16 protein-coding genes are annotated in these 17,359 nt (G+C 73.4%); 5 read left to right on the forward strand and 11 right to left on the reverse strand.

The features are described from left to right. Positions 1–10: 10 nt before the first annotated feature. Positions 11–1,207, reverse strand: a complete 1,197-nt coding sequence (locus EF918_RS20190; RefSeq protein ID WP_260610412.1) for a geranylgeranyl reductase family protein — start codon at positions 1,205–1,207, stop codon at positions 11–13. Positions 1,208–1,458: 251 nt separating this feature from the next. On the opposite strand from EF918_RS20190, the gene EF918_RS20195 reads away from it, so the two are divergent. After that, positions 1,459–2,823 carry a dipeptidase gene (locus EF918_RS20195; protein WP_125648333.1) on the forward strand — a complete coding sequence of 455 codons (1,365 nt, stop codon included), beginning with the start codon at positions 1,459–1,461 and terminating at the stop codon, positions 2,821–2,823. Positions 2,824–2,933: 110 nt separating this feature from the next. Continuing rightward, positions 2,934–3,659, forward strand: a complete 726-nt coding sequence (locus EF918_RS20200; RefSeq protein WP_125648337.1) for an MBL fold metallo-hydrolase — start codon at positions 2,934–2,936, stop codon at positions 3,657–3,659. A gap of 110 nt (positions 3,660–3,769) precedes the next feature. On the opposite strand, the gene EF918_RS20210 is transcribed toward EF918_RS20200, so the two are convergent. Beyond that, positions 3,770–4,813, reverse strand: coding sequence for an NUDIX hydrolase (locus EF918_RS20210; RefSeq protein WP_125648344.1), 1,044 nt, complete (start codon positions 4,811–4,813; stop codon positions 3,770–3,772). A 190-nt stretch (positions 4,814–5,003) separates the two neighbouring features. Here EF918_RS20210 and EF918_RS20215 point away from each other — a divergent pair, with 190 nt between their 5' ends. Next, entirely contained in the window at positions 5,004–5,990 is a 987-nt protein-coding gene (locus EF918_RS20215; RefSeq protein ID WP_260610413.1) for a LacI family DNA-binding transcriptional regulator, read from the forward strand. Positions 5,991–6,067: 77 nt separating this feature from the next. Here EF918_RS20215 and EF918_RS20220 read toward each other — a convergent pair whose 3' ends face one another. The 5 genes from EF918_RS20220 to EF918_RS20240 all read right to left on the reverse strand — a co-directional run bounded on the left by EF918_RS20220 (position 6,068) and on the right by EF918_RS20240 (position 10,618). Further along, entirely contained in the window at positions 6,068–7,366 is a 1,299-nt protein-coding gene (locus EF918_RS20220; RefSeq protein ID WP_125648350.1) for an aldolase/citrate lyase family protein, read from the reverse strand. Between the two features lie 184 nt (positions 7,367–7,550). Further along, positions 7,551–8,513: an electron transfer flavoprotein subunit alpha/FixB family protein gene (locus tag EF918_RS20225; protein ID WP_125648353.1), complete on the reverse strand. Its 963-nt coding sequence runs from the start codon at positions 8,511–8,513 to the stop codon at positions 7,551–7,553. Positions 8,514–8,568: 55 nt separating this feature from the next. Continuing rightward, the gene (locus tag EF918_RS20230; RefSeq protein ID WP_125648356.1) at positions 8,569–9,357 is read right to left on the reverse strand and encodes an electron transfer flavoprotein subunit beta/FixA family protein; all 789 of its coding nucleotides are present in this window, start codon (positions 9,355–9,357) and stop codon (positions 8,569–8,571) included. Positions 9,358–9,561: 204 nt separating this feature from the next. Then, positions 9,562–10,095, reverse strand: coding sequence for a flavin reductase family protein (locus EF918_RS20235; protein ID WP_125648359.1), 534 nt, complete (start codon positions 10,093–10,095; stop codon positions 9,562–9,564). Positions 10,096–10,246: 151 nt separating this feature from the next. Continuing rightward, positions 10,247–10,618 (reverse strand): thioredoxin family protein, encoded by a 372-nt coding sequence (locus EF918_RS20240; protein WP_125648362.1) that lies wholly within the window; start codon positions 10,616–10,618, stop codon positions 10,247–10,249. A gap of 191 nt (positions 10,619–10,809) precedes the next feature. Between EF918_RS20240 and EF918_RS20245 the strand changes: the two genes are divergently transcribed. Both EF918_RS20245 and EF918_RS20250 read left to right on the forward strand, forming a co-directional pair. After that, the gene (locus EF918_RS20245; RefSeq protein ID WP_125648365.1) at positions 10,810–11,538 is read left to right on the forward strand and encodes a 1-acyl-sn-glycerol-3-phosphate acyltransferase; all 729 of its coding nucleotides are present in this window, start codon (positions 10,810–10,812) and stop codon (positions 11,536–11,538) included. Between the two features lie 58 nt (positions 11,539–11,596). After that, entirely contained in the window at positions 11,597–12,868 is a 1,272-nt protein-coding gene (locus EF918_RS20250) for an MFS transporter (RefSeq protein ID WP_125648368.1), read from the forward strand. Positions 12,869–12,988: 120 nt separating this feature from the next. On the opposite strand, the gene EF918_RS20255 is transcribed toward EF918_RS20250, so the two are convergent. From EF918_RS20255 to EF918_RS20270, 4 genes are all read right to left on the reverse strand, one after another. Continuing rightward, positions 12,989–14,068 carry a low specificity L-threonine aldolase gene (locus EF918_RS20255; RefSeq protein WP_125648371.1) on the reverse strand — a complete coding sequence of 360 codons (1,080 nt, stop codon included), beginning with the start codon at positions 14,066–14,068 and terminating at the stop codon, positions 12,989–12,991. Continuing rightward, positions 14,047–14,823: an SDR family NAD(P)-dependent oxidoreductase gene (locus EF918_RS20260; RefSeq protein ID WP_125648374.1), complete on the reverse strand. Its 777-nt coding sequence runs from the start codon at positions 14,821–14,823 to the stop codon at positions 14,047–14,049. The genes EF918_RS20255 and EF918_RS20260 overlap by 22 nt, the downstream gene beginning before the upstream one ends. Positions 14,824–14,849: 26 nt before the next feature. Continuing rightward, positions 14,850–16,247 (reverse strand): DUF6421 family protein, encoded by a 1,398-nt coding sequence (locus EF918_RS20265; RefSeq protein WP_125648377.1) that lies wholly within the window; start codon positions 16,245–16,247, stop codon positions 14,850–14,852. 81 nt (positions 16,248–16,328) lie between these two features. Beyond that, positions 16,329–17,359, reverse strand: a 1,031-nt coding sequence (locus tag EF918_RS20270; protein WP_312847845.1) for an alpha/beta hydrolase, incomplete at its 5' end; no start/stop codon positions are given.

A 17,359-nucleotide genomic window follows, 5' to 3' on the forward strand; every position in this document is an offset into this window, starting at 1 on the left:
ACCGCCGGCCCTACCGCCCGCCCTGCCCCCGGGCCGCCTCGCGCCGGTCCCGTGCGTCCAGGACGTGCAGGACCTTGCGGACCAGCGGATAGGTGCGGACCATCTCGGCCAGGGTGCTGGAGCCACGGGTCATCCGGGTGAAGGCGCGCCACGCCGGACGGAAGCCGGTGAGCGCCGCGTGCAGCACGCCGGGGTGGGACTCGAAGACGGTCAGCAGGCGCTTGCCCACCGCCATCTCGACGCCCAGGTTGGCCTTGACCGCGAAGGCGTAGTTCAGCGCCTGGCGCCGGGCGTCCACCGCGTCCTGGGCCTCGGCGATCCGCACGGCCCACTCCCCCGCCAGCCGCCCCGACCGCAGCGCGAACGAGATGCCCTCCCGGGTCCAGGGCTCCAGCAGCCCGGCCGCGTCCCCGGCGACCAGCACCCGCCCGCGCGAGAGCGGCGAGTCCGGCGTGCGGCAGCGCGTCAGGTGCCCGGAGGAGAGCGCCGGCTCGAACCCGGCCAGGCCCAACCGGGCGATGAAGTCCTCCAGGTAGCGCTTGGTGGCCGCGCCCTCCCCCTTGGCGGAGATGACACCGACGGTCAGCGTGTTGCCCTTGGGGAAGACCCAGCCGTAACTGCCGGGCAGCGGGCCCCAGTCGATGAGCACCCGGCCCTTCCAGTCCTCGGCGACCGTGTCCGGAACCGGGATCTCCGCCTCCAGGCCCAGGTCCACCTGGTCCATCTCCACACCCACATGGGCGCCGATCCGGCTCGCGCTGCCGTCCGCGCCCACCACGGCGCGGGCCAGGACCACCTCGCCGTCGGCGAGGACGACCGCCACCGTGCGCCGGTCGGGCACGGCCGTCCCGTGCTGCTCCACCCGCGCGACCGCCGTGCCCGTGCGCACCACGGCGCCGGCCTTCTCCGCGGAGGCGACCAGCGCGGCGTCGAACTCGGGCCGGTCGATGAGCCCGAAGAGCATGCCCTTCGAGCGCCGGGTGCGGGCCAGCTTCCCGTTCATCGAGAAGGTGACGGCGTGGATCCGGTCCTTGAACGGCAGTACGAAGCCGGGCGGCAGGGCGTCGCGCGAGGGCCCGATGATGCCGCCGCCACAGGTCTTGTAGCGGGGCAGCTCGGCCTTCTCCAGCAGCAGGACCCGGCGGCCGGCCGCTGCCGCCGCGTACGCGGCCGAGGCGCCGGCCGGCCCCGCACCGACCACGACCACGTCCCAGACCGTGGCCTGTTCGCCGCTCTCCCCCTGCGTGCCCGCCGGCTCCTCGGCCGCGCCCTGCTGGTCCGTATCGCGTACGTCGTCGCTGCTCACGATGTGCTGCTGCTCCCGTTTCCCCTGATCGCTCCGATGCCGGGCAAATCCTACGGCCCGCGTCCGCCCCGACCCGCTGTGCGAGGATCGGTGCTGTCGTCCGCCGTACCCGGCTCACGTAGAACAACGTCGCACCCAAGAGGAGCGTGCCCATGTCGTCGCATCCGATCGCCGAGACCGTCGCCTCGCTGATGCCCCGCGCCCAGCAGGAGCTCGCCGAGCTGGTGGCCTTCCAGTCGGTGGCGGACTGGGCCCAGTTCCCGCGCAGCGAGAGCGAGAAGGCCGCCGCGTGGGTGGCGGGTGCGCTGCGCGCCGAGGGATTCCAGGACGTCGCCCTGCTCGACACCCCGGACGGCACGCAGTCGGTCTACGGCTACCTGCCCGGCCCCGAGGGCGCGCCGACCGTCCTGCTGTACGCGCACTACGACGTCCAGCCGCCGCTGGACGAGGCGGCCTGGGTCTCGCCGCCGTTCGAGCTGACCGAGCGCGACGGCCGCTGGTACGGGCGCGGGGCGGCCGACTGCAAGGGCGGGTTCATCATGCACCTGCTGGCGCTGCGCGCGCTGAAGGCCGACGGCGGGGTGCCGGTCGCGGTGAAGGTGATCGTCGAGGGTTCCGAGGAGCAGGGCACCGGCGGCCTCCAGCAGTACGCCGAGGCGCACCCGGAGCTGTTGACCGCCGACGCCATCGTCATCGGTGACGCGGGGAACTTCCGTACGGGCCTGCCGACGGTGACCGCGACCCTGCGCGGCATGACGCTGCTGAAGGTGCGCATCGACACGCTGGCGGGCAACCTGCACTCGGGCATGTTCGGCGGGGCGGCCCCGGACGCGCTGGCCGCGCTGATCAAGGTGCTGGACTCGCTGCGTGCCGAGGACGGTTCGACCACGGTGGACGGGCTCGCCGCGGACGGGGTCTGGGAGGGCCTGCAGTACCCGGAGGAGGACTTCCGGGCGGACGCCAAGGTGCTGGACGGTGTCGAGCTGATCGGTGACGGCACGGTGGCGGACCGGCTGTGGGCGCGTCCGGCGGTGACGGTGCTCGGCATCGACTGCCCGCCGGTCATCGGTGCCACCCCGTCGGTGCACGCGAGTGCGGGTGCGCTGATCAGCCTGCGGATCCCGCCGGGCGCGGACGTGCAGGAGGCGATCAAGCTGCTGGAGGCGCACCTGCGGGCGCACACGCCGTGGAAGGCGCGGCTGGAGCTGGAGGTCGTCGGGCAGGGGCAGCCGTTCCAGGCGGACACCAGCAGCCCGGCGTACGCGTCGATGGCGGCGGCGATGGAGGTCGGCTACCCCGGTCAGCAGATGCAGATCAGCGGCATGGGCGGGTCGATCCCGCTGTGCAACGCGCTGACCTCGCTCTACCCGGAGGCGGAGATGCTGCTGATCGGGCTGAGCGAGCCGGAGGCGCAGATCCACGCGGTGAACGAGAGCGTGTCCCCGGACGAGCTGGAGCGGCTGTCCGTGGTGGAGGCGCTGTTCCTGGTCAACTACGCCCGTTCGAAGCAGGTCTGACACCGCCGCGGGTGGTGGTGTGTACGCCCAGGGCGCAGTGCGCCCTGGGCGTACTCCGCTCACGGTGAATCCGGGCGGCCTGCGGGGTCCGCGCGTCCTACGGTCGCCCCATGGATCTTGTCGAAGTCATTCCGCGGCGGCTGCACATGCTCCGCTTCCCGATCGGTCAGGCGTACCTGTGGTGCGACGGTGACGACCCGGCCAGGTCCGCGCTGACGCTGATCGACGCGGGCAACGCCGGTGCGGCGCCGGAGATCGAGGGGGCGGTCCGTTCGCTCGGGCTGGATCCCGGCCGGCTGGAGCGGATCGTGCTGACGCACTGCCACCGCGACCACGTCGGGGCGGCCGGGGAGCTGGCGGCGCGTTGGGGCGCCGAGGTGCTGGCGCACCGGCTGGACGCGCCGGTGGTCCGCGGGGACCGGCCGGTGCCCGAACCGGTCCTGCTGGACTGGGAGATACCGCTCTACGCGCACGGGCTGACGGCCCCGGTGGCGCCGCCGACCCGGGTCGACCGTGAGCTGGAGGACGGGGACGTCCTGGACTTCGGGGGCGGCGCCCGCGTCGTCCACTGTCCCGGTCACACCGACGGCAGCATCGGCGTCCATCTGCCGGGCCACGGGGTGCTGTTCACGGGCGACTGCGTGGCGGGGGTCGGCCAGGTGATGCTGGGCGTCTTCAACGTCGACCGGGCCGCGGCCGTCGCGTCGTTCCGGCGGCTGGCCGCCCTGGAGCCGGAGGTGGCCTGTTTCGGTCATGGTGACCCGCTGGTCCGCGACACGGCGGCGGTCCTCCGGGCGGCCGCCGACGGCGCGGCGTTGCGGGCCGACCCGGCGTAGCGGCCGCCGAGGCCGGGCGGCGGCCCGCCGGCCGGGCGGGCCAGCCGGACCCCGCCGCGCCCGGCGGGGAAGGAGGCCATGCCCGCGGCCGGCGGGCGGGGCCCGGCGGGTCAGCCGACCGGGGTGCCCGCCTCCAGGTTGAGGACGGTGGCGCGTTCGCGGGCGCGCAGGGCCCAGCGCAGGCGGGCGAAGCGGTTCGGGGGGAGCATGTCGGCCGCCTCCGGCTCGCTGGCGAAGCGCCAGGCCCGCAGCTCGGGCCCGGGCAGCCGCAGCCCGGCGCGGGCCGGGCCGGAGAGGCGGCCGCCGTCGAACAGCAGCCGCAGCCCGCCGAAGCCGGGCGGGCACGGCGGCTCCCAGTCGACCAGCAGCAGCCGGGGCACCCGGTCGAGGACCACGCCGAGTTCCTCGGCGACCTCGCGCATGCCGGCCTGCGCGGGGGCCTCGCCGGACTCCACCACTCCGCCGGGGAACTCCCAGCCCGGCTTGTACGTGGGGTCCACGAGCAGGACGCGGTCCTCCTCGTCGAAGAGGAGCACCCCGGCCGCGACGGTCTCCCGGGTGGGTTCGGGGGTCTGGACGATGTCGCACAGGCCGGCCGTGCCGGCGCGGAGGGCCTCGGCCACCCGTTCGGCGGTCTCACGAGGGGTCAGGCGGCCGTTGTCCACCGCCAGGGCGTCCTGGCCGAGCCAGCCCGCGAGGGCGGCGGCGTAGACCGGGAGGTGGTCGTACGACCACTGCCGGACCCGGACCTCGTTCTCGGCCTCGGTGAGGCCCGGCTCGACGCGGTGGGCGATCCGCTCCCGCAGGATCGTTTCCCCAGGGTCGAGCACGATGTGCCGGACCGGGATCCGGCGGGCCGCGAGCGCGCCGAAGATCTCGTCGCGGTACTCCTGCCGCAGCAGGGTCATCGGCACCACCAGGGTGCCGCCGACCTCCGCCAGCAGGGCGGCGGCCGTGTCCACCACCAACCGGCGCCAGCTCGGCAGGTCCTGGTAGTCCGACACCTGGTCGAGCCGTTCGCGCGGCAGCAGCCGCCGCAGGGCCCCGCCGACGAGCTCGGGGTCGTACAGGGTGGCCTCCGGCAGGAGTCCGGTCAGCTCGCGGGCCGTGCTGGTCTTCCCGGCACTGAATGCGCCGTTGATCCAGACAATCACGATGATCCCTCTCCCCTTGCCGCGTCCGAAGCCCCCTGTGGCCTGCCCGCCCCACCCTGCCACGGAAACCCGCTTATCGGCCGAGGTGCTTATGCTCAACATCACCATCGCGACCCGACCGACCGGAGGTCTCCGTACCGTGTCGTACTCCCGCCGCCCGTCCGAGCCCCGTTACGGTCTGCGGCCGACGATGAAGGACGTGGCGGCCCGCGCCGGGGTGGGCCTGAAGACCGTCTCCCGGGTCGTCAACGGCGAGCCGGGGGTCACCCCGGAGACCGGGCGGCGGGTGCAGGAGGCCATCGACGCGCTGGGCTTCCGCCGCAACGACAGCGCCCGGGTGCTGCGCAAGGGGCGCACCGCGAGCATCGGGCTGGTCCTGGAGGACCTCGCCGACCCGTTCTACGGGCCGCTGAGCCGGGCCGTGGAGGAGGTGGCGCGGGCGCACGGCGCGCTGCTCATCAACGGTTCCAGCGCCGAGGACCCGGACCGGGAACGGGAGTTGGTGCTGGCGCTGTGCGCGCGGCGGGTGGACGGGCTGATCGTGATCCCGGCCGGGGACGACCACCGTTATCTGGAGCCGGAGATCCGGGCCGGGGTGGCGACGGTGTTCGTGGACCGGCCGGCGGGCCGGATCGACGCGGACGTCGTGCTCTCGGACAGTTTCGGCGGCGCCCGCGACGGCGTGGCCCATCTGATCACCCACGGCCACCGCCGGATCGGGTTCATCGGCGACCATCCGCGGATCCACACGGCCACGGAACGGCTGCGCGGCTACCGTGCCGCCATGGCGGAGGCCGGTCTTCCGGTGGCTGATGGGTGGGTGTCCCTGGGTTCCACGGCTCCGGAGCGGGTCACCGCGGCGGCCACCGCCATGCTGGCGGGCCCGGAGCCGGTCACGGCCCTCTTCGCCGGGAACAACCGGGTGACGGTCACGGTGGTGCGGGTGCTGGCGGCGCTGACCCACCCGGTGGCCCTGGTCGGTTTCGACGACTTCGAGCTGGCCGACCTGCTGCGCCCGGGGGTCACGGTGGTCGCCCAGGACGCGGCGGCGCTGGGCAGGGTGGCCACGGACCGCCTCTTCCAGCGCCTCACCGGCGCCGCCCCACCGCCGACCCGCACGGAACTGCCCACCCGCCTGATCCCCCGCGGCTCGGGGGAGTCCCCGCCGGGTGCCTGAGCGGCGGCACACCGCGCACGGCCGGCCGTCGCCGGGCTCGTGCCCCGCGGCGGCCGGCCGTGCGCGGTCGGTGCGGGCTACGCGGTCGCCGTCAGGGTGGCCGAGCGGCGGGGGATGGCGAAGGCGTCGAGTTCGGCGCGGGTCAGGCCGGTCAGGGCGGTGACCTCGTCGGCGCCGACGGCGCCGCAGTCCAGGCCGCGCACCAGGTAGCCCGCCAGGGCCTTGGCGGTGGCCGGCTCGTCCATGACGTCGCCCTCGATCTTGGCGACGTAGGCCTTCAGGCGTGCGGCGGCGGCCTCCAGGCCCTCGCGGTAGAAGGTGAAGACGGCGGCGTAGCGGGTCGGGAGGTGGCCCGGGTGCATGTCCCAGCCCTGGTAGTAGGCGCGGGCCAGGGCGCGGCGAGTGAGGCCGTAGTGCAGCTTCCAGGCCTCGTGGACCTTCTCGGTGGTGCCGACGGGCAGGACGTTGGTCGAGCCGTCGGAGACGCGTACGCCGGTGCCGGCGGCAGCGACCTGCATGACGGCCTTGGCGTGGTCGGCGGCCGGGTGGTCGCTGGCCTGGTAGGCGGCGGAGACGCCGACGCAGGCGCTGTAGTCGAAGGTGCCGTAGTGCAGGCCGGTGGCGCGGCCCTTGGCGGCGTCGATCATGCGGGCGACCGTGGCCGTGCCGTCGGCGGCGAGGATGGACTGGCTGGTCTCGATCTGGATCTCGAAGCCGATCCGGCCGGGGCGCAGGCCGCGGGCGGTCTCGAAGGCCTCCAGCAGCCGGACGAAGGCGGACACCTGCTCGGCGTACGTGACCTTGGGCAGGGTGAGGACCAGGCCCTCGGGCAGGCCTCCGTGGGCGAGCAGGCCGGAGAGGAAGATGTCGGTGGTGCGCAGGCCGCGGTCGCGGACGTTGGACTCCATGCACTTCATGCGGATGCCCATGTAGGGCGCGTGGGTGCCGTTGGAGAAGGCCTCGGAGACGAGCCGGGCGGCGCGGGCGGCGGCCTGGTCCTCCTCCTCGTCGGAGCGGACGCCGAAGCCGTCCTCGAAGTCGATGCGCAGGTCCTCGATCGGCTCGGTGGCCAGCTTGGCGCGCACCCGCTCGTAGACGGTGCCGGCGAGTGCGTCGGAGATGCCGAGGACCTTGCCGAAGGTGGCGGCGTCGGGGGCGTGCTCGTCGAGTGCGGCCAGCGCCTGGTCACCCCAGGAGCGAATCGTTTCTCCGGTGAACACGTCGCCGGGGACGTAGACGGTGTGGATCGGCTGGCGCGTGCCGGGGTCGCCCGGGTAGCGGCGTGCGAGCTCCGCGTCCACCGGCTTCAGGGAGGCGCTGATCTCCTCGCTGACCGCGCCCGCGAGGCTCGTCGCGACCTTCTCCTGCTGACCCATCCTGCACTCTCCTCTTTTCCGCTTCACGGAAGCACTGATCCGCATAGCAGAATTTAGTCAGGGCCTTTCCTTCCGTCAATGGTTGCAGGAAACGGCGCGGGGCCGCGTGGTGAGTGTCACCACGCAGCCCCGGGCCACTGCATCGGCGCAGGTCAGGCGAGCGAGCCCGACCGCCTGGAGAACGTCAGCCCTTGCGCGCCTTGATCTCGTCGGTCAGCTGCGGGACGACCTGGAAGAGGTCGCCGACCACGCCGTAGTCGACCAGGTCGAAGATCGGGGCCTCGGAGTCCTTGTTGATGGCCACGATGGTCTTCGAGGTCTGCATGCCGGCCCGGTGCTGGATCGCGCCGGAGATGCCGGAGGCGATGTACAGCTGCGGGGAGACGGACTTGCCGGTCTGGCCGACCTGGTTGGAGTGCGGGTACCAGCCGGCGTCGACGGCGGCGCGGGAGGCGCCGACGGCGGCACCGAGCGAGTCGGCGAGGGCCTCGATGATGCCGAAGTTCTCGGCGCCGTTGACGCCGCGGCCGCCGGAGACCACGATCGCGGCCTCGGTCAGCTCGGGACGGCCGGTCGACTCGCGCGGGGTGCGGGAGACGACCTTGGTGCCGGTGGCGAGGGCGCCGAAGGTGACGGCGAGGGCCTCGACGGCACCCGCGGCCGGGGCGGCCTCGACCGGGGCGGAGTTGGGCTTGACGGTGATGACCGGGGTGCCCTTGGCCACGCGGGACTTGGTGGAGAAGGACGCGGCGAAGACGGACTGCGTCGCGACCGGGCCCTCGTCACCCGCCTCCAGGTCCACGGCGTCGGTGATGATGCCGGAGCCGATGCGGACGGCGAGACGGGCGGCGATCTCCTTGCCCTCGGCGGAGGACGGGACGAGCACGGCGGCCGGGGACACGGCGTCGTACGCGGCCTGGAGCGCGTCCACCTTCGGGACGACGAGGTAGTCGGCGAACTCGGGGGCGTCGGCGGTGAGGACCTTGACCGCGCCGTGCTCGGCGAGCACGGCGGCGGTGTCGGCGGCACCGGCGCCCAGGGCGACGGCGACGGGCTCGCCGATGCGGCGGGCCAGCGTCAGCAGCTCAAGGGTGGGCTTGCGGACGGCGCCGTCCACGTGGTCGACGTAGACGAGAACTTCAGCCATGGGACTGCTCTCCTGCTGTTACGAAGGGTGAGGGGGCGGTGGGGTGACCGAAGTCCTAGATGAACTTCTGACCGGCCAGGAACTCGGCCAGCTGCTTGCCGCCCTCGCCCTCGTCCTTGACGATCGTGCCGGCGGTGCGGGCCGGGCGCGGCGCGGCGGAGTCCACGGCGGTCCAGGCACCCTCCAGGCCGACCTCCTCCGCCTCGATGTCGAGGTCGGACAGGTCCCAGGACTCCACCGGCTTCTTCTTGGCGGCCATGATGCCCTTGAAGGACGGGTAGCGGGCCTCGCCGGACTGGTCGGTCACGGAGACGACCGCCGGGAGGGAGGCCTGGAGCTGCTCGCTGGCGGTGTCGCCGTCGCGGCGGCCGGTGACGGTGCCGTCCTCGACCGAGACCTCGGAGAGCAGGGTGACCTGCGGGACGCCCAGGCGCTCGGCCAGCAGGGCCGGGAGCACGCCCATGGTGCCGTCGGTGGAGGCCATGCCGGTGACGACCAGGTCGTAGCCGGCCTTCTCGATGGCCTTGGCCAGCACCAGCGAGGTGCCCATGACGTCGGTGCCGTGCAGGTCGTCGTCCTCGACGTGGACGGCCTTGTCGGCGCCCATCGACAGCGCCTTGCGCAGCGCGTCCTTGGCGTCCTCGGGACCGACGGTCAGGACGGTGATCTCCACGTCGTCGTCCGAGTTCTCGGAGATCTGGAGCGCCTGCTCGACGGCGTACTCGTCGAGCTCCGACAGCAGGCCGTCGACGTCGTCGCGGTCGACGGTCAGGTCATCGGCGAAGTGCCGGTCGCCGGTGGCGTCGGGCACGTACTTCACACAGACAACGATCCTCAAGCTCACGCCGGCTCTCCTACTGCATCGTCTTTTCTGGTGCTGCTTCTCTACGGAGGCAGCATAGGCGCCTTACTGGGCGGTTCCCGGTCGGGGCGGCCCGCGCTCAGAACCAAATGTTACTCGTCAGTACAGCGTGCGTCCCACCCGGAGGCAAGGCCGGTGGGCTGTGACCTTGCCAACGCCGCCCGAACCCGCCCCAGCAGGGACGATTCAGTCGCGCAACGCGTTGAAGCGACCCTGGTGGTACAGCAGGGGCCGGCCGTCCGCCCGGACCTCCCCCAGCGAGTGACCCGCCACCGCCTCGGCGATGACCACCCGGTGCTGCCCGGCGGGCACCCGGGCCACCACCCGGCACACCAGCCACGCCAGCACCCCGTCCAGCACCGGGACCCCTTCGGGCCCCGGCCGCCATCCGGTCCCCTCGCCGAACCGGTCCGCGCCGCTGCGCGCGAACAGCCCGGCCAGGTCCCGCTGCTGCTCGGCGAGTATGTGGACGCCGACGTGCTCGGAGTGCCCGATCGCCGGCCAGCTGGAGGAACCGGTGCTGATGGAGAACGAGAGCAACGGCGGGTCGGCGGAGACCGAGTTGAGGGAGGTGGCGGTGAAGCCGACCGGACGTCCGCCGTCCAGGGCCGTGATCACCGCGACCCCGGCCGCGTGCTGGCGGAAGACGGAGCGCAGCAGCTCGGGGGAGCCGGCCGCGGCAGGGGCCGGGGGCACCGTGGGAGCCGAGGGGGCCGTCATGAGGTGCTGGTTTCCTTCCGGTGCGATGTCCGCTGGCCAGCCTGTCGATCGGTGCGCCGCGCAGTCAAGCGGGTACGGACAGATGTCAGGCGCGTCACGCCCGCCGCGGTCGCACGCACCGGCGCGAGCGGCGGCGCGAGGTCCGGCGCGTTCATACCGCCGCGCCCAGCGCCCCGATGACGTCCGCCTTCCGGGGCAGCCCGGCCGCCCGCCGTACGACGGTGCCTGCCGCGTCCAGGACGAGGACGGTCGGGGTCTTCTCGATGCCGAGCGCCCGGACCAGGTCCAGGTGCTGCTCGGCGTCGATCTCGACGTGCGCGACACCGCCCACCATGGCGCTGACCTCGGCGAGGATCCGGCGGGTGGCCCGACAAGGCTGGCAGAAGGCGCTGGAGAACTGGACGAGGGTCGCCCGGTCCCCGAGCGCGGCGCCCAGCTCCGCCGCACCCAGCCGCACCGGCGTCCGCGCTCCGTCCCGTCCCGGCACCTGCGCTCCTGTCCCTCGTGTCCACCGTGCCCGCATGCTCGTACGATGATCGCAGCGCCCCTGCGACGGTCCGCATTCCCGGCGTGACGAGAATCTCCTCGGGCACGGGCGTCTGAACTGGCCAGCGGCTCGCGTTTGGGGCACGATCCCCATGGCCACGTTACCTACGTTGGCGTAACTTCCGGCCGGGAGTAGCTCCCGAGGCAGAAAGCGGGGTCTCCCCCTCCATGGCTGAGCTCGTCTATCCCCCCGTCATCGCTGCGGCCCACACCCTGTTCCGGGCGCTGGACATCCGCATCGACATGAAGGGCACCGAGAACATCCCGCGCGAGGGCGGTGCCGTGCTGGTCTCGAACCACATCGGCTATCTCGACTTCATCTTCACCGGTCTGACCGCCCGCCCGTCCAAGCGCCTGGTGCGCTTCATGGCGAAGGAGTCGGTGTTCCGGCACAAGGTGTCCGGCCCGCTGATGCGCGCGATGAAGCACATCCCGGTGGACCGCGAGCAGGGCGAGGCGGCCTACCAGCAGGCCCTGACCGCGCTGCGCAACGGCGAGATCATCGGGGTGTTCCCGGAGGCGACGATCTCGCAGTCGTTCACGCTGAAGAGCTTCAAGTCCGGTGCCGCGCGCATGGCGCAGGAGGCCGGCGTCCCGCTGATCCCGATGGCGCTGTGGGGCACCCAGCGGCTGTGGACCAAGGGCCGGCCCAAGGACCTCAAGCGCAGCCACATCCCGGTGACGATGCGGGTGGGCGAGCCGATCGAGGCCCCGACCGACCAGTACGCCGGGGCGATCACGCGGCGGCTGCGCGAGCGGGTGCAGGAGCTGCTGGACGCGGCGCAGAAGGCGTACCCGGTCAGGCCCAAGGGTCCGCAGGACTCCTGGTGGCTGCCGGCCCACCTCGGCGGCACAGCGCCCACCCCGGCGCAGGTGCGCGAGGCCGGCGCGTCCTGAGGCGCGCGTTCCCCCGCTCCAGCCGCAGTACGGGCCGGCGCCGCTACCGTCGTCTCCCATGACGGCATTACGTCGGTACCTCGGCGCGGCCCTCGCCGCGCGCTTCGCCTCGGAGGGCGTGGGCATCGCGGTGCTCATGCTGGCCCTGGAACGCACCGGCAGCGCGGCGTACGGGGCCTACGTCCTGACGGCCTGGCTCGCCCCCCATGTCCTGGCGGCCCCGCTCGCGGGCGCCGCGGCCGGCCGGACCCGCCGGCCCCGACTCTTCCACGTGGGCGCCCTCGCCGGTTTCGCCCTCGCGATGGCCGGCCTGGCCCTGCTGATCGGCCGGGTACCGGCGCCGCTCGTGCTGGCGTTGGCGGTGGCGGGCGGCAGTTGCGGGCCGATGGTGACCGGGGGTCTGTCCAGCCTGGTCGCGGGCCTGGTCCCGGCGGGGCCGGGGCTCGACCGGGCCTACGCCTGGGACGCCACGACGTACAACGGGGCCGCGGTGAGCGCCCCGGCCGTGGTCGGGGCGCTGGCGGCGTTCGGCTCGGCCGGGCCGGCCGTGCTGGTGCTGGCCTGCGGGGCCGCGCTGGCCGCCGTACTGGCCGCGACCCTGCCGTACGCCCGGCCCGCCGCCGGCCCCCGGGGACCGGTGACCCTGCGGGCCGGGATGGCGGCCGGGCTGGCCGCGCTGTGGCGGGTCCGGGAGCTCCGGGCGATCACCGCCTCGACCACGCTGGCGTTCGTCGGACTCGGGGCGATGAGCACGACGGCGGTCCTGCTGGCGGACCGGCTGCGTGGCGCGGGTGGCGGCGGGGTGCTGCTGACCGCGTTCGCGGTGGGTGCGCTCGCCGGTTCGCTGACGCTGGGCCGGATCACCGTGGTGGCCCCGGGCCGGCTGGCCCGCTGGGGCATGGCCGGGACCGGGTGCGCCCTGGCGGGCGCGGCGTCCGCGCCGTCGGTGCCGGTCGCGGCGGCGCTGTTCGCGCTGGCCGGGGTGTGCGACGGGCCCCTGCTCACGGCCACCTTGCGGATCCGCTCCGAGCACGCCCCGGCGTCGGCCCGGACCCAGGTCTTCACGCTGGGCGCGGGCCTGAAGGTCACCGCCGCGTCGGCCGGGGCCGCCCTCGCGGGGCTCGCCGCCGGGGCACCGCCGCAGGCGCTGCTCCTGGCCGTCGCGGGCTTCCAGGCGGCGGGCGCGCTGCTGCACCTGGCGCTGACCCCGAAGGCGCCCACCGCGGCGGGGCGGCCGGAGCTGCCCGCGGCGGCCCTGCCGACAGCGCGTACGGAAGGGCCGCCCACCGCTCCGTCGGGCCGGCCGGGTGCCGCAGGGCCCGGACGGTGAGCGGGTCCGGGGGCGGCCCAGGTGCCCCCTCCACACCACAGCACGCATGCTCCCGGGTCCGTTCCCCGGACCCGGGAGCATGCGTGCGCGGTCTTCAGGTTCTGCCGACGGCTCCGCTTCTCAGCGGGCCATCTCCTCCTTGAGCGCCTGGAGGAAGCCGTCGACGTCCTCCTCCTGGGTGTCGAAGCTGCACATCCAGCGCACGTCGCCGGCCGCCTCGTCCCAGAAGTAGAAGCGGTAGCGCTGCTGGAGCCGCCGGGTGACCTCGTGCGGCAGTCGCGCGAACACCGCGTTGGCCTGGACCGGGTAGAGGATCTCCACCCCGTCGACCTGGCGGACGCCGTCGGCCAGCCGCTGCGCCATCGCGTTCGCGTGCCGGGCGTTGCGCAGCCACAGGTCCTTGGCCAGCAGGGCCTCCAGCTGCACCGAGACGAACCGCATCTTCGAGGCGAGCTGCATGGACATCTTGCGGACGTGCTTCATCTGCCGGACGGCGTCCGGGTTGAGCACCACCACGGCCTCGCCGGCGAGCATGCCGTTCTTCGTGCCGCCGTACGACAGCACGTCGACGCCCACCGTGTTGGTGAACGTGCGCATCGGCACGTCGAGGGAGGCCGCGGCGTTGGCTATGCGCGCGCCGTCGAGGTGGACCTTCATGCCGAGCCCGTGGGCGTGCTCGCAGATCGCCCGGATCTCGTCCGGGGTGTAGACCGTGCCCAGCTCGGTGTTCTGGGTGATCGACACGACCTGCGGCATCGCCCGGTGCTCGTCCTCGAAGCCCCAGGCCTCCTGGTCGATCAGCTCGGGGGTGAGCTTGCCGTCCGGGGTGGGGACGGCGAGCAGCTTGATGCCCGCCATCCGCTCCGGCGCGCCGCCCTCGTCGACGTTGATGTGGGCGGTCCTGGCGCAGATCACCGCGCCCCAGCGGTCGGTCATCGCCTGGAGGGCGGTGACGTTCGCGCCGGTGCCGTTGAACACCGGGAAGGCCTCGGCGTACGGACCGAAGTGACTGCGAATGATCTTCTGCAGGTTTTCGGTGTACTCGTCCTCGCCGTAGGAGACCTGGTGGCCGCCGTTGGCGAGGGCTATGGCCGCCAGGATCTCCGGATGGACGCCCGCGTAGTTGTCACTCGCGAAACCGCGCACCGAGGGATCGTGGTGGCGGCGGGCGTCGGTCCTTACGGTTGCGGGGTGAGCCACAGACGCTGTCCGTTCACTTCCGGGGCGGGCCGGTCCCAGACGCCGAGGACGGCCTCGGCCAGCTCCTTGACGTCGGTGAAGCCCGCGAACTTCGCTTGGGGGCGCTCGGCGCGCATCGCGTCGTGCACCAGTGCCTTGATGACCAGGATCGCAGCCGCCGCGCGCGGGCCCTCGTCGCCCCCCGCCTTGCGGAAGGAGTCGGCCATGGCGAGGGTCCAGGCCTCGGCGGCCGCCTTGCCGGCGTTGTAGGCGGCGTTGTTGGCCACCGGCTTGTGGGCACCGACCTGGCTGACCAGGACGTAGCGGCCGTTGCCGGAGCGCTGGAGGGCGTCGTGGAAGGCGATCGAGGTGTGCTGCACGGTGCGGATCAGGAGCTTCTCCAGGAAGTCCCAGTCCCCGAGGTCGGTCTCGGTGAAGGACGTGCTGCCGCGCCAGCCGCCCACGAGGTGGACCAGCCCGTCGATGCGGCCGAACTCCTTCTCGGTGCGGTCGGCCCACTCCTTGGTGGCGGCCAGGTCGAGCAGGTCCACGGTGTCGCCGGTGACGGTGGCGCCGCCGTGGGCGTAGCGGGCGGCGTCGACGGCCTCGGCCAGCCGGGCGGGGTCGGCGTCGGCCGCCACGACGGTGGCGCCGGCCTCGGCCAGCCGGAGCAGGGCGGCGTGGCCGGCGGGGCCGCCGGCGCCGGCAACGGCGACGACGGCTCCGCTCAGGGGCCCGTTGGTGTTCCCGGACGCGTGCGTGCTGGACGCGGTCATGCTGGCAGCCTCCTGTGCGCGGTCGCTCACGCGGCGGCCCGCTCGGCGTTCACGGCGGTGATGCCCTTGGTGGAGGCGATCACGCCCTTGAGCTTCTTGGCGAGGGCCTCGTAGAACATGCTGAGCGGAAACTCGTCGGGAAGCACGTCGTCGACGAGCTTGCGCGGCGGCTGCGTCAGGTCGAGGGCGTCGGGACCCTTGGCCCACTTCGAGCCCGGGTGCGGGGCGAGGTAGGTGGAGACCAGCTCGTACGCCTTGAACCAGTGGACGAGCTTCGGGCGGTCGATGCCGGCCCGGTAGAGGTCCTCGATCTCCGCGCAGAGCTGGTTGGTGACCTGCGGGGCGCGCATCCAGTCGATCTTCAGCTTGTTGTCCGTCCAGCGCACGACGCCGTGCTGGTGGAGGTACGCGAAGAGGAGCTGGCCGCCGAGACCGTCGTAGTTGCGGTTGCGGTCGCCGGACACCGGGAAGCGGAACATGCGGTCGAACAGGACGGCGTACTGCACGTCACGGCCGTGCTCGTTGCCCTCCGACTCCAGCTTCACGGCCTCCTTGAAGGCGGTGAGGTCGCAGCGCAGCTCCTCCAGGCCGTACATCCAGAACGGCTGGCGCTGCTTGATCATGAAGGGGTCGAACGGCAGGTCGCCGTGGCTGTGGGTGCGGTCGTGGACCATGTCCCACAGGACGAAGGCCTTCTCGCAGCGCTCCTGGTCCTCGACCATGCGGGCGATGTCCTCGGGCAGCTCGATGCCCAGGATGTCGACGGCGGCGGCGGTCACCTTGCGGTAGCGGGCGGCCTCGCGGTCGCAGAAGATGCCGCCCCAGGTGAAGCGCTCGGGGGCCTCGCGGACGGCGATGGTCTCGGGGAAGAGCACGGCCGAGTGGGTGTCGTAGCCCGGGGTGAAGTCCTCGAAGGTGATGCCGAGGAACAGCGGGTTGTCGTACCGGGTCCGCTCCAGCTCGGCGAGCCACTCGGGCCACACCATCTTGAGGACGACGGCCTCCAGGTTGCGGTCCAGGTTGCCGTTCTGCGTGTACATGGGGAACACGACCAGGTGCTGGAGCCCGTCGAGGCGCTCGGCGGCCGGGTGGAACGCCATCAGGGAGTCGAGGAAGTCCGGCACCTGGAAACCGCCGGCGGCCCACTTGCGCAGGTCGGCGACGAGCGCCGCGTGGTAGGCGGTCGCGTGCGGCAGCAGCGGGGAGAGCTCCTCGACGCCGGCGACGACACGCTCGACCGCGGCCTGGGCGGCGGCCCGGGACGGGGCGCCCTCCGCGTCGAAGTCGATGGACCCGTCCGCGGACTGCCAGGGGCGGATCTCCTCCACGGCGGCCTTGAGCCCGGGCCACGCCGGGTGGTCCACCACCCGCGCACCGGCGGTTATCGCGCCAGTGTCAACGCCCGCCACAAGAGTTTCCGTCATGTCACTTCCTCCACAGGAGAACCTCACGTCAAGACAGCGTATGCGCGCGAGGCTCTCCTGCTCAAGAGGGGAAGCGGGAAATTATTCGGTGCGACCCCCTGCTTCGCCGGAAGACTTCCCGTCCGTAACCAGGGAATGGATGACTCCGCCGATCCGGTCCAGGGCGTCGCGGGCCGGGGGCAGGTACTCGGGCAGGGCCAGGAACCCGTGGAACATCCCGGGGTGCAGGTCCACGGAAGAGGTCACTCCGCTGGCCTGAAGCAGCCGGTCGTAGGCGAGCCCGTCGTCGGCGAGCGGATCGCACCCGGCGACCACCACATGGGCGGGCGGCAGCCCGGCGAGGAGCTCCGGTCCGGCGTTCAGGGGCGAGGCGAGCGGCTGCTCCCCTCCCCCGCCGGGGCCCAGGTACTGCTCCCAGAACCAGCGCACGTGCCCGGTGGTCAGGTAGTAGCCGGTGGCGTTGCGGCGGTAGGAGTCGCTGTCGAGGGAGGCCGTGAGGGAGGGGTAGACCAGCACCTGGAGCGCGACCGGCGGGCCGCCGCGCTCGGCCGCGAGCAGCAGCGCGGCGGTCGCGAGGTTGCCGCCGGCGCTGTCCCCGGCCACCACCAGGGCGTCCGGCGCGCCGCCGAGCTGGTCGAGGTGCGCGCCCGCCCAGCACAGGGCGGCGTGGACGTCCTCGACGGCGGCGGGGAAGCGGTGCTCGGGCGCCCGCCGGTAGTCCACGGACACCACGGCGGCCCCGGCGGCCCGGCAGAGGTGGCGGGCGGTGCGGTCGTGGGTGTCGAGGTCGCACAGGACGAAGCCGCCGCCGTGCGCGAAGACCACGGTCGGGCGGGGGCCGGGCCACCGGGCGGGGTCCGGCAGGTAGATCCGTACGGGTATCGGCGGCGCCCCGGCCGGGCCGGGCACCGTACGGTCCGCCACCGCGCCCACGGCGGGCGGCGGGTCGGCGGCCGGCGGGGTGGCCGCCATGATGCGGCGGGCCTCGGCGGCCTCGGTGACGGCGCCGCCGACGTCGGGGAAGACGGCGGAGAAGGCACGGACGAAGGGGCGGGCCCGCGGGTCGAGCCGGTCACGGTCGTCGGACACGTCGGTCCTCTCGGGGTGGGTGG

The organism is Streptomyces sp. WAC06614, assembly GCF_003949795.1.
Lineage (GTDB): Bacteria > Actinomycetota > Actinomycetes > Streptomycetales > Streptomycetaceae > Streptomyces.

Coding starts and splice junctions, on each gene's coding strand:
- EF918_RS20225 (WP_125648353.1), bottom strand. CDS start 8,513: ATGGCTGAAGTTCTCGTCTACGTCGACCACGTGGACGGCGCCGTCCGC.
- EF918_RS20245 (WP_125648365.1), top strand. CDS start 10,810: ATGGCTGAGCTCGTCTATCCCCCCGTCATCGCTGCGGCCCACACCCTG.
- EF918_RS20265 (WP_125648377.1), bottom strand. CDS start 16,247: ATGACGGAAACTCTTGTGGCGGGCGTTGACACTGGCGCGATAACCGCC.
- EF918_RS20260 (WP_125648374.1), bottom strand. CDS start 14,823: ATGACCGCGTCCAGCACGCACGCGTCCGGGAACACCAACGGGCCCCTG.
- EF918_RS20220 (WP_125648350.1), bottom strand. CDS start 7,366: ATGGGTCAGCAGGAGAAGGTCGCGACGAGCCTCGCGGGCGCGGTCAGC.
- EF918_RS20200 (WP_125648337.1), top strand. CDS start 2,934: ATGGATCTTGTCGAAGTCATTCCGCGGCGGCTGCACATGCTCCGCTTC.
- EF918_RS20235 (WP_125648359.1), bottom strand. CDS start 10,095: ATGACGGCCCCCTCGGCTCCCACGGTGCCCCCGGCCCCTGCCGCGGCC.
- EF918_RS20195 (WP_125648333.1), top strand. CDS start 1,459: ATGTCGTCGCATCCGATCGCCGAGACCGTCGCCTCGCTGATGCCCCGC.
- EF918_RS20215 (WP_260610413.1), top strand. CDS start 5,004: ATGAAGGACGTGGCGGCCCGCGCCGGGGTGGGCCTGAAGACCGTCTCC.
- EF918_RS20250 (WP_125648368.1), top strand. CDS start 11,597: ATGACGGCATTACGTCGGTACCTCGGCGCGGCCCTCGCCGCGCGCTTC.
- EF918_RS20240 (WP_125648362.1), bottom strand. CDS start 10,618: ATGCGGGCACGGTGGACACGAGGGACAGGAGCGCAGGTGCCGGGACGG.